Origin of the sequence: Clostridium sp. AF02-29 (assembly GCF_934835585.1) — a bacterium.
Classification (GTDB): domain Bacteria; phylum Bacillota; class Clostridia; order Lachnospirales; family Lachnospiraceae; genus Otoolea; species Otoolea fessa.
This window is the reverse complement of the sequence record NZ_CAKVZK010000014.1, coordinates 47,491-59,382: the sequence shown is the minus strand read 5'-3', so window position 1 is coordinate 59,382 and position 11,892 is coordinate 47,491. Positions and strand designations below refer to the sequence as shown.

Annotated in this window: 10 protein-coding genes; 6 read left to right on the top strand and 4 right to left on the bottom strand. The window is 49.7% G+C overall.

Translation table 11 applies throughout. From position 1 onward, the window contains the following. Positions 1-82: 82 nt before the first annotated feature. Complete coding sequence (locus PUQ60_RS05455; protein ID WP_273380217.1) at positions 83-1,006, bottom strand: LysR family transcriptional regulator; 924 nt, start codon at positions 1,004-1,006, stop codon at positions 83-85. Positions 1,007-1,064: 58 nt separating this feature from the next. Further along, positions 1,065-1,949 (bottom strand): LysR family transcriptional regulator, encoded by an 885-nt coding sequence (locus PUQ60_RS05450; protein WP_273380219.1) that lies wholly within the window; start codon positions 1,947-1,949, stop codon positions 1,065-1,067. A gap of 651 nt (positions 1,950-2,600) precedes the next feature. Between PUQ60_RS05450 and PUQ60_RS05445 the strand changes: the two genes are divergently transcribed. Further along, the gene (locus PUQ60_RS05445) at positions 2,601-4,106 is read left to right on the top strand and encodes an alanine/glycine:cation symporter family protein (RefSeq protein WP_273380221.1); all 1,506 of its coding nucleotides are present in this window, start codon (positions 2,601-2,603) and stop codon (positions 4,104-4,106) included. 203 nt (positions 4,107-4,309) lie between these two features. Further along, positions 4,310-5,050, top strand: coding sequence for a YoaK family protein (locus tag PUQ60_RS05440; RefSeq protein ID WP_118468308.1), 741 nt, complete (start codon positions 4,310-4,312; stop codon positions 5,048-5,050). Positions 5,051-5,181: 131 nt separating this feature from the next. Here PUQ60_RS05440 and PUQ60_RS05435 read toward each other — a convergent pair whose 3' ends face one another. Then, positions 5,182-5,994 carry an ABC transporter permease gene (locus tag PUQ60_RS05435; protein ID WP_107000597.1) on the bottom strand — a complete coding sequence of 271 codons (813 nt, stop codon included), beginning with the start codon at positions 5,992-5,994 and terminating at the stop codon, positions 5,182-5,184. Continuing rightward, on the bottom strand, positions 5,984-6,766 hold the full coding sequence (locus tag PUQ60_RS05430; RefSeq protein WP_273380223.1) for an ABC transporter ATP-binding protein: 783 nt from the start codon (positions 6,764-6,766) through the stop codon (positions 5,984-5,986). Before PUQ60_RS05430 ends, PUQ60_RS05435 begins: the two co-directional genes overlap by 11 nt. A 209-nt stretch (positions 6,767-6,975) precedes the next feature. Between PUQ60_RS05430 and PUQ60_RS05425 the strand changes: the two genes are divergently transcribed. From PUQ60_RS05425 to PUQ60_RS05410, 4 genes are all read left to right on the top strand, one after another. Then, complete coding sequence (locus PUQ60_RS05425; RefSeq protein WP_273380225.1) at positions 6,976-7,809, top strand: carbon-nitrogen hydrolase family protein; 834 nt, start codon at positions 6,976-6,978, stop codon at positions 7,807-7,809. A 112-nt stretch (positions 7,810-7,921) separates the two neighbouring features. Next, positions 7,922-9,037 carry a response regulator gene (locus tag PUQ60_RS05420; RefSeq protein ID WP_273380227.1) on the top strand — a complete coding sequence of 372 codons (1,116 nt, stop codon included), beginning with the start codon at positions 7,922-7,924 and terminating at the stop codon, positions 9,035-9,037. A 24-nt stretch (positions 9,038-9,061) separates the two neighbouring features. Then, entirely contained in the window at positions 9,062-10,651 is a 1,590-nt protein-coding gene (locus tag PUQ60_RS05415) for a sensor histidine kinase (RefSeq protein ID WP_273400996.1), read from the top strand. Positions 10,652-10,830: 179 nt separating this feature from the next. After that, positions 10,831-11,889: an ABC transporter substrate-binding protein gene (locus PUQ60_RS05410; RefSeq protein ID WP_022358930.1), complete on the top strand. Its 1,059-nt coding sequence runs from the start codon at positions 10,831-10,833 to the stop codon at positions 11,887-11,889. Positions 11,890-11,892: the final 3 nt, after the last annotated feature.

Here is an 11,892-nt window from a genome sequence, read left to right as displayed (position 1 = left end):
GATAGCTCGCCTATGCTTTGCCCAATAGGGCAATCGAACGAGAAGCCCCCACTTCCAGCATTAGCTAAGTGGAGGGAGTATGTCACTGAGTGCATTTCAGCGACGATTCAATAAACCGTGAAATCATATTCCACTCATAGCTCTGTTCCAGCCACGCAAATTTGATCGGGTACCGCGCTTCTTCCCCGAGCGTAAAGACATGGAGTGTATCCAGCTGTTCCTTACTGAGAATAGAAAATGCGAGGTTTTTCGGGCTGATGCAGGCACCTTTTCCCATCGCGCAGAGGGCAAGCAGGGTAGCGATGTTGTCAGAGCAGGCATGAACCGAGGGGACGAAGTTGTCTGTCGCGAGGATATTCCGCCCGATGCGTCCGACCAGATCATGTTCACGGTTTAGGAGAAACGGACACGGAGCCAGAAGGGAGTAGCGGTGATGGCGGCTGACTTCCTGGATAATGCTCTCGGTCTGTTTGCCGTAAATGTCCTGCAGCAGGGCAGTGGAGACGATGAGAACCATCTCTTCCTCATAGAAATCCCGCAGAATGATGCCGGGAATGCGAACTGAAAAATTGGCGATCGCCAGATCAATTGTGCCGTCCAGCAAGTATTTTTGCAGCACATCGTTGGAAGATTCGACGAGTTCCACATCCACACCGGGATATTCCTTTTGAAAGGCGGCGATCAGCTCCGGCATGATGGCGTGTCCGCGCGTGAATGCGATGCCGATCCGCAGTTTTCCTGTCTGGTTATTTAAAATATCGCCAAATTCGTGAAGCATACAGTCATATTTTGTATTAAATTCCGTTGCATAGCGCAGAAATACCTCCCCCGCATAGGTAAGCTCCAGCGGGATGTGACGGATTAGGAGCGGACATCCAAGCTCCCGCTCGATTCCGGCGATATGGGCGCTTAACGTCTGCTGGGTAATATGCAGCGCATCGGCGGCCCTGGTGAAGCTGCGGTTTTTCGCAACCGCGGCAAAATATTCCATTGATTGAAAATTCATATTCGAATGACGCCTCTTTTCCCAAAACTTTCATTTTAAGTTTCTAAAAAGCATCTGACTATAAAAGCGGTCCTTCCAACTCAAACACTGTCCGCTGCAGCTGCGCGATCAGCAGGCTGGCAGCCGGGGACGCTTTTTTTGCTGACGGAATCCGGACGCCGAGCACGCGCTCCATCGGCGGATTGAGCGGCAGTCGGACAACATTTTTAGAAATATCGCGGACAACCAGCTCCGGCAGGATGCAGACACCCAGGTTGTGGCTGACCATCGCGAGCATGGAGTAAGTGTTCTGTGAGGTAAACGACGGCTTTGGCGGTGTGATGCCGAGCTGCTGGAACTGGCGCAGCAGGTCATTTTCGCCTTTTTCTTCTATATAAGAAACCTTGGGGAGATCTTTTAAGTCAAAGCGCTCATATTCTGCATAAGGGGAATCGTTCGCGCAGACAGCCAGGTATGGTTCTTTTTTCAGGGGAAGCCAGTCCATTTTTCCGTCCGGGTGGGGGCCAACGATGCCGAAATCGATGGAGCCATTTTCCAGCCACCCCTCAATCTCCTGTGAACATCCCTCCAGCACTTCCACGGTCATATCCGGGTAATCGGAGAGAAACTTTTTGAGGGCAGGCGGCAGCCACTGGACGGAAGCGCTTAGATAAGCGCCGATCCGGATATGCCCGGTCTGGACGCCACGGATGGAGGCGGCTGTCTGATCAAAATATTCCGCCGCCGCCAGCGTCCGCCGGATCGGGGGAAGCAGCGCCTCGCCATTCCGTGTCAGGGCAAGTCCCCTCTGGGAGCGTGAAAACAGGGAAAATCCGAGTTCCGTTTCAATATTTCGCAGCATATGGCTTGCCGCCGACTGCGTGTAACCGTTTTTCTGGGCGGCACGCGTCAGGTTGTTTTCTTCTGCAATGGCTAAAAAAAGCCGCATATCTTTGAGATCCAAAAAATACTTCCTCCATTTTCGTAATAAGCGTTCGGTCTGATTCATAAAATGTACAGAGCTGACAGATACCAAAGGAGGATGAGAAAATTTGTACGAATTACGTAGAATACAAATCTGATTCATACGAAATATCCGGGCGGATTACACGGGTGCGTGTGCGGCGGACATTCATTCCGATGGCTCTGCCAAGTGTCCCTAGTATATCATATTCGTGAAAGAAATGGGAGAAAAAGATAGAAATACGCCCAGGATCTCAAATACAACATGAAAATTTCATTTAAATGAAATACACAAAAAGTTAAAAAATAAACAAATGGTAAACAAAATTCATGAAACTCCGAAAGAAAATGGACAAAATTCTGAACGGGAGTCTAACGGAAAGTGACGCAGTTGTAGACAAAATATCATGATATTTTGTGCATTTATACTAATTGATTCTCGAAGAAGTGCAATTTATTTCATGAAAAAAACAGAGGAATTCATGATTCGGTGCTGTGCCATGAAAATCCTGCATAATAAATTCAAATAATTTTGTTGAACAAATTTCACTTTAGTGATATAATTTTTTCAAAAGCAAGAAGTTTTTTGAGCGAATTGAAAAACTTGCTTAGCCAGCGCGCGGCACTACATCAAATAAAGGGGGAACTTTATATGGAAGCAATTAACAACATTGTCGGTATGTTGAACGGACCCATTTGGGGCGTTGGAATGTTAGTTCTGATTGTTGGTAGTGGTTTATACTTCACAATCCGTCTCGGCTTTTTCCAGTTTGTTCATTTCAAAGATATGTGGAGCCGAATTATTGACAAGTCGGAGTCTGAATCCGGTATTTCTTCATTCGCTTCGTTCTGTACGACCATGGCGATGCGTGTTGGTACCGGTAACGTAGCCGGTGTAGCCGTAGCTCTTTACATGGGCGGTCCTGGCGCACTCTTCTGGATGATCATCGCTGGTATGACAAACTCTGCAGTTTGCTTTACTGAGTGTACATTATCCGTACTTTATAAGAACCGTATCGATGGTCAGTATCGAAGCGGCGGTGCTTACTGTGCTGAGAGAGGTCTTGGCTGGAAAGCATATGGTGCATTCTACGCAGCATTCTTCGGACTGGGCGTTGTATTATTCATGCCGGCAGCAGCTACCTATACAATCTGCGATGGCTTCAAAAACGCTTTAGGTATTCCGATGTGGGTTTCGGCTCTGGTTATCGCACTGGCTATGGCAGTTGTAGTTATGGGTGGTGTTAAACGAATCAGTTCTGTAGCATCTATGCTGGTTCCGCCGATGGTAGGTATTTACCTGATTGCAACAGTTGTTATCTTAATCGCAAACGCAGGTCAGATTCCGAGCGTTATCGTAGACGTTGTTAAATGTGCATTTGGTTCCAAAGAAGCTCTTCTGGGCGGCGGCGTTGGTATCGCTATCCAGCAGGGTGTTAAACGAGGCACATTCTCATCTGCATCTGGTATGGGTGAGTCCATGCCGACCGCAGCAGCAGCAGAGACCAGCCACCCGGTTAAACAGGGTATGGCAAACGCAGCTGGTGTTTGGCTGGATACCGTTATCGTATGTACCGCTTCTGGTCTGATGATGCTCTTAAGCGGATGCTACAATACACAGTTTGGTTACGTTGGTGGTACCGGTGCAATGCACGATCAGATGGCTCAGTTAGCAGCAGATGGAACATATGGCGTTATCTTCGTTCAGAATGCCTGCAGCACCGTTATGGGAAGTATTGCTCCTCTGTTCATTGCTATCATGCTGGCTCTGTTCTCCTTTACCTGCTTAATCAGCTATTATTACGAGGGCGAGACTTCGGTTCTTTACCTGTTCCAGGGCGATGATAAAGCAGCTACCCGTAAAGTGGTTATCAGAATTATGCAGATTGTTATGCCTATCCTTATCTTCATCTGGGGCAATATCGATTCCGGTCTGGCTTGGAACCTTTCTGACCTTGCACTTGGTGGATCTACATGGATCAATATGTTAGTTGTACTGCTTCTGTCTCCGAAGGTATTTGCACTGTACAAAGACTACGAAGAGCAGATGAAAGCAAAGAAAGACCCGTACTACAACCCGGATAAGCTTTGCTGGAAGGGTGTAGACGTTGAGATGTGGAAAGACATCAACAAAAAACGTATCGCAGAAGATAAATAATCGGATGTGAATCGTTACATATTATTAGCTATAGAGTTTAACTCCTAGAGTCTAATATAAAAGGCAGTCCCTGTCGTGTGGCAGGGGCTGTTTTTTTGCCATTATATAGATAATGTCTATGATAGAAATGGTAATTTTTTGTAAATTGTCATTGACGATCCAGCCGCCGCGCGATACAATCAACCGCGAAAGGCGGTAATGGTATGGTACAGAAAGTGATTCGGGATCGCCTGGATGCGATCCTTCATTGGAATATATCCCTGGTCGGGGGATTTCTCGGAGCCTATGCGATTTTGCTTCATGCCGGAAACTTTGGCTCTGCTCAGACAGGCAACCTGATGGAGATGGGAGCGGAACTGGTATCGATGGAATGGTTTAACGTCCTTCTGCGTCTGGCTGCGCTGGTGCTGTTTGGACTGGGCGTGGCATCCGCATATCTGCTCACGAACTTTACGAAGATAAACATGCGGAAACTTGCCCTCTGGGTGGATGCGGCTGCGCTGGCACTGGCATCGATGCTGCCGCTTGAACCGGCGCTGGTCGGAATTTATCCGATTTTCTTTGCATCTGCATTTCAGTGGGGCGTCTATTCCGGTGCCGACGGATTTAACAGCGCGACGATCTTTATGACGAACAACTTCAAACAGTCAGTGCTTGGCTGGCTGCAGTACGGTCTGACAAAGGATAAGGAATTTAAGAGAAAAGCAATTCTTTATACCTATACGGTCATCAGCTTTTTCCTGGGCGTGGTACTCGGAGCGTGGGCGGTCGGTCAGTTCGGCATCTACAGCGCCTATGTAGGCTTTCTGCCATTGGCGGCTGCGAGAACCTTTATCGCGGTCGGTACGGCTCCGCTTGAAAGCGAGACTCCGGAGGAGACGGCAGTCGAGGCGGCAGAGGAGATGGAAGAAGCAGAGAAGCTGGAGAAGGAGCAGAAGCTGTAAAGTCTGTTCCCTGCAAGTTTTCTACAAGATGCAGGAAAGAAAAGCGGCAGGAAACAGGCTTCGGCGGGAACAGGATGCGGAAAAATGCAGGCGCTTAAGAACAGCAAACGTGAAGCAGTGGACAGATTGCTTTAATGCTGGTGATATTGCTGCTGTAGAAATTTTCCCAGTATTCCTACTCCTTGATATAGCGCCGCAGACATAATACATAAAAGAATAATACTCATCACAACCATATCCATCTGGAATACCTGTGAGCCGTAGATGATCAGATATCCGAGTCCCTGTTTGGCAGCGAGAAATTCACCGATGATGACGCCGACCAGGCAGAGACCGATGTTGACCTTCATGTTGGCGAGAATCAGCGGGATTGAGCCTGGCAGCAGGACTTTGGTTAAAATATGAATCCGGTTTCCTCCGAGGGACCGGATTAATTTGATCTGGTCGGGATCCATCGAGGAAAATCCGTTGTGGAGTGTCAGGATCGAGCCGAAGACAGCAACCGAGATGGAGGCAACGATGATCGTGCGGATGTTGCTCCCAAGCCAGACGATGAGAATCGGGGCGAGGGCGGATTTTGGCAGACTGTTGAGCATGACGAGATACGGCTCCAGAATCTCTGAAAGATTCCGGCTCGACCAGAGGAGAACCGCGCCGATCAGCCCGCAGAGGATGACCAGTGTAAAGCTGATCAGCGTTTCATAGAGCGTCACGCCGGTGTGGATGAGGATGCTTTTGTCCTGCATCATCCGCAGGAAACAGCGCACGGTGCGTGACGGGGAACTAAAAATAAACGCGTCGATGAGCCCCAGTCGGGCGCTCATTTCCCAGCATATTAAAAAGAAAACGAATAAGAAAATCCGGCAGAAGAGAACCAGACGGCGCCGATGGAGCTGGCGGCGGAGGTAGGCTTTCTGGGCGGTGGATTCTTTCTTACATTTCATACTTTTTGCCCTCCCCTTGCAGTGTCTTCCATAGTTCATTGAAATAAAGAGAAAAAGCCGGATCATTCCGGCGTTCCAGCGGTCGGTTAGCGGACAGCGGGAAGGTAACCGGCAGGATGCGGCAGATGGTTCCGGGGCGTTTAGTCAGAACCAGGATGCGGTCGGCGGCACTCACGGCTTCGGAGAGGTCGTGGGTGATCAGAATCGCTGTTTTGCGGCTCTCCCGGATGATGGTGCTGATATCGTCGCAGACGGTTAAGCGTGTCTGATAATCGAGCGCCGAAAATGGTTCGTCGAGAAGCAGAAGCTCCGGTTCCAGCGCCAGTGTCCGGATCAGGGCGGCGCGCTGGCGCATTCCACCGGATAGTTCGGAGGGGCGGGAATGCTCAAATTGTTCCAGTCCGTAGAGTTTTAAGAGCCGGTGGAGGCGGTCTTCCGCGGCATGATCCATTTTTTTCTGGATTTCCAGCCCGAGGGCAGCATTCTGGATGATCGTCCTCCACTCGAAAAGCTGGTCGCTTTGCAGCATATAACCGATGCGGCACTGGCTTTTTAAGAGTGGAACCCCATTTATAAGAATGGAACCTTCTTCCGGCGGCAGGAGCCCGCTGATTAAGGAGAGCAGCGTGGATTTTCCACAGCCGGACGGTCCGACAATGGCGATAAATTCGCCGGTTTCTACCTGAAATGATATATCAGAAAGGGCTTTCGTTTCTCCGGATATCGTGTGGTAGGAGTAGGAAAGCCCGGAAACTTCCAGAATGGGCGGCATAAGCAAATACCTGGGTAACTGTGTATCAGTGGGACAGTTACGCTCCTTGAAACATTCTTACTTTAAAATATGCAGAAATGAAAAGCCGGGTTACAGGTTGTGTGAGAAGCGCCTTGCATTGGTTGACCCGTGTGGAAAAGAGATGCTATAATAAAATATAGGTAATTGTGGAGAGAAAAGCGCTTATAGACAGGATACAGGGGGTATTTATGATACGCAGATATACAGTGGCATTGATGCAGATGGATACACAGAATGATAAAGGAAAGAATCTGGAGACGGCATGCGCCTGGATTGACGAGGCGGCGGCAAAAGGGGCGAAGCTTATCTGTTTCCCGGAGGTGATGAATCTGATCGGCAAAAATATCGGTGAAGGCGGCGGACGCGAGGAAATTCCGGGGTACACGACCGAGCGCCTCTGCGCGAAAGCGAAGGAACACGGCGTCTATATTCACGGGGGCAGTATCACGCAGGCACTTCCGGGGGAAAGACGATCGGCAAATACGAGTGTGCTGATTTCGCCGGAGGGGAAGATTCTGGCGACATACAGCAAATTGCATATGTTTGACATCACGCTGGCGGACGGCACGCCGTACCGGGAGTCGGACCGGGTCAAACCGGGCGATTCGATTGTGACGGTGGAGACGGAGCTGGGCGTTTTTGGAATGTCGATCTGCTATGATGTGCGTTTTCCGGAGATTTACCGGCTCATGGCGCTTCGTGGGGCGCAGATTATCTTTGTTCCAGCGAGCTTTACGATGCCGACGGGAAAGGATCACTGGGAGGTTCTTCTGCGGGCGCGGGCGATCGAGAACGGCTGTTACATCGTGGCACCGGGACAGATTGGACAGAAACCGGCGTATGCGGCATACGGAAACAGCCTGGTGGCAGATCCGTGGGGAACGGTGATTGCACGGTCAAAGGATGCACCGGGGATCACCTATGCGGAGATTGATTTAGATTATCTGGATAAGATACGGAAGCAGATTCCGTCGCTGGAAAACCGGCGGAGTGATTTGTATGAAGTGAGTGAGAAGAAGTAAGGCGTGAATATTTTCAGCCGGCAAAATGGCGTGTGGACGGAAATGAAAAACGGGTGTATTCGGGCAAATGGATAAAAAGGACAGAGAAAAATGGAGTCCAGGGGGGAAAACCATGGTAAAGGTGTTTCTGGTAGAGGATGAGGCGATCATCCGGCACGGTATACGGGATAATATTGACTGGGCGAGCCACGGATTTGAATTTGCGGGGGAGGCGGGCGACGGCGAGTATGCGTATCCGCTGATATTGAAGGCACAGCCGGATATTCTGGTAACGGATATCAAGATGCCGTTTATGGACGGGCTGGAGCTGAGCCGTCTGGTGAAAAAGGCGCTTCCGCGCACGCGGATCATCGTGCTCAGCGGCTACAATGAATTTGAATATGCAAAAGAGGCGATCAAGATAGGAATCAGCGATTATCTGCTGAAACCGGTATCCTCGGCGGGACTCATCGACGCGTTGAAAAAGGCGGCGGACGAGATCCGGGAAGAACGGGAAAAATCGAGGCTTCTGGAGCGGTATTTTGTCAGCTACGAAAAATATACGGAATTTCTGGATAAAACGGATTACAGCGGTGTTGACCGGAAGCTCATCAACGATTTTTTAAAGCTCGGCTCAGTCGAAGAGTGCAGTCCGTTTGTCGAGGAGTATTTCGCAGCGATCGGTGAACATAATTACAAATCGCTCTTGCTGCGTCAGTATATGACGATGGATATTTTTTACTGTGTGCAGGAGTTTTTGAAGAAATTGAAAGCGGAGCCGCCGGAGGTTCCGGAAAGTGTGGTTGACATAAAACGGGTTCCGAAGGTGATCGAGAGCGTGGAGATGACGAAAGCCTATCTGATCGAGGAGTTTACGGCTGCCCTGCAGGCGCGTGACCGGGCGTCGAACGACCGTTATGGCAGCGTGATCCGGGATGCAAAGGAATATATCCGGGCAAATTTCAGCCAGAGCGACCTGTCACTGAACCGGATTGCCGTGCATATTGGCGTCAGTCCGAGCTATTTCAGCTCGATTTTCAAGCAGGAGACGGGACAGTCCTTTGTGGAGTATCTGACGCAGGTGCGGATGGAACGGGCATGTGAGCTCTTGAAATGTACCTCCTACCGGACTTCCGAGATAGGAGAGCAGGTGGGATACAACGATTCACACTATTTCAGCTCGGCGTTCAAGAAAGCGATGGGGCAGTCGCCGAAAGAGTATAAGGCGAGCCAGACGCGGCAGGAGTAAGATGTTCAAAAAGGGAGGAAAGATATGGGAGTGGAGCAGGGGCAGATTGGAAAAACAGAAGAGATGGCAGATTTGAATAAAAATCAGGATCCGGGCGTTGATTCGTTATCCGCTGCCCGTCCATATCGTCCTCTTTCTCTTCGTGCCCGTCTGATCCTTCTCCTCTTCGTGATTGCCATTCCATTAACAGGCATGGCGCTCGGGTTCCAGAAGATGATCGCCTCCTATTCTGCTTCCTATGACGCGATTCTGGCGAATCTAAAGACGGCGAATGAGTACAACATAAAGTTCAAATCGGATATGGAGTATTCGATGTACCGTGTTATGATCGGGCTGATCGACGCGGAACAGTTCGAAAATGGAGATATTGTCGAAGGCGAGACAAAGTATGCGACGGTGGTCAAGAATCCCCACAGCCTGATTGCGTCGGCGAGACAGGCGTTCGGAACGACGATCGAGCGGGAACCGGGGTCGGACTGTGATATCAAGATAAGAGGTATCCTCTCCTGTCTGGATTCCCTGGAGCGGGCAGTGGATAAAATGATTGAAAATGCCGCCGCCGGTGGATATTACGATGAAAATGTCAATATCTGGGAGAATGACATCCAGGGTCTGTGCTCGATGATTCAGGATTACATCACGCAGTATACCTATTATGAGATGATCAACATGGAGCAGCTTCAGAAAGAGCTGAAGGTGCAGATGGCGGATCAGATGCAGAGCTATCTGGCGCTTCTTCTGGTGGTGCTGGTGATCGGTATGTTTCTGGCAGTCACGATCACGAAATCCATCACGGAACCGCTGCAGCAGTTACAGAGGACGGCAGAACAGCTCGGCCGCGGGAACCTGAATGCGAGGGCGAGAACGGGCGGACTGGAAGAGATCAACGTGCTGGCACGGGCGTTTAACCAGATGAGCGACCGCATCCGGCGGCTGCTTGATAAGACGAGGCAGGAGCAGAAGAACCTGCGGGAGCTGGAGCTGCGTCTCCACCAGGAGCAGATCAGTCCCCATTTCCTCTATAATACACTTGATTCGATCGTATGGATGGCAGAGGGCGGCAACAACCGCCAGGTCGTGGAGATGACGACGGATTTAAGCGACTTTTTTCGCACGGTTTTATCGGGCGGGCGCGATTTCATCACGATCGAGGAGGAAGAATCACACATCCGGAGCTATTTAAAGATTCAGAAGATCCGGTACGAGGACATTCTCGACTATTCGATCGAGATCGAGCCGTCCATCCGGCACCGGATTGTGCTGAAAATGCTGCTGCAGCCGCTGGTGGAAAATGCCCTCTACTACGGCATCAAAAATAAGCGCGGCGGCGGATGCATTGTGCTCCGCGGCTATGAGGATCGGAATGGGCTTGTCTTTGAGGTGGAGGACGATGGGATTGGCATGGATGAGGCGGAGCTTGCCGCCGTGCGCGCCAAGCTGACACTGGAGCCGGAAGAGGAACTTGCCCCGATCGGCAGCGGCGGATTTGGGTTACATAATGTGGCACAGCGGATTCAGATGTATTATGGCGATCAGGCTGAGATCCTGGTTGAATCTGAAAAGAATATCGGCACCTGCTTTAAGGTTTATTTGGGAAATCAAAAAAAATCATAACTTTTTCAAAAAAAATTGTAATTTTTTAAAGACATACCCGGAAAAACACAGAAAACGACATACATCGCAAAAAAATAATATACCTTTTTCCAAAGATGCCCCGTATCCATGATGCGGGGTGCTTTGTTATAATAAATATGCAAAAACAAATATATTGGGTCTTATAAGGAGGAAACAGTATGAGAAAAAGATTAGTGTCCGCAGCTTTAGCAGCAGCAATGGCGTTATCCATGACCGCTTGTACAAGCAATCCGGCTGAGAAAGAGACGGAGGCAGCAGCTCCGGCTGATACAGAGGCAGCAGAAGAGGGCGAAGAGAAAGAAGCGGCAGCAGACGGCGATCTGATTACCGTAGGTTATGCACAGGTTGGTGCTGAGTCTGACTGGAGAACAGCCAACACCGAATCTTTCAAATCTACATTTACTGAGGAAAATGGTTACAAACTGATTTTCGACGATGCACAGCAGAAACAGGAAAATCAGATTAAGGCAATCCGTTCTTTCATCCAGCAGGGTGTTGACTACATCGTAGTTGCTCCGGTTGTTGAGACTGGCTGGGAGACCGTTCTGGAAGAAGCAAAAGAGGCTGGTATCCCGGTTATCCTTTCTGACCGTCAGATGCAGCTTTCCGATGACAGCCTGTATGAGGCGTGGGTAGGCGGAAACTTCGTAAAAGAAGGCGAGACCTGTGGTGACTGGCTGGCTGATTACTTAGAGAAACAGGGACGCGGTGACGAAGAGATCAACATGGTTACTATTCAGGGTACCATCGGCGCATCCGCACAGGTTGGACGTACAGAAGGTATGGACAACAAGTTAGCAGAGCACTCCAACTGGAAGATGCTTGACAGACAGTCTGGTGAGTTCACACAGGCAAAAGGACAGGAAGTTATGGAGTCCTTCTTAAAGAGCTATGATGACATCGACGTTGTTATCTGTGAGAATGATAACGAGGCATTTGGTGCCATCGATGCTATCAAGGCAGCAGGCAAGACCTGTGGTCCGGAGGGCGACATCATCGTTGTAAGTTTTGACTCTGTAAAGGCAGCTTTCGAGTCCATGATCGCTGGCGACTTAAACGCAACCTTCGAGTGCAACCCGCTTCATGGTCCGCGTGTAGCTGAAATCATCCAGAAGCTGGAAAAAGGCGAAGAGGTTGAGAAGATTCAGTACGTAGACGAAGCATACTTCGATACAAGCATGGATCTGGAAGAAATCTTAAAGACAAGAGCTTACTAATTC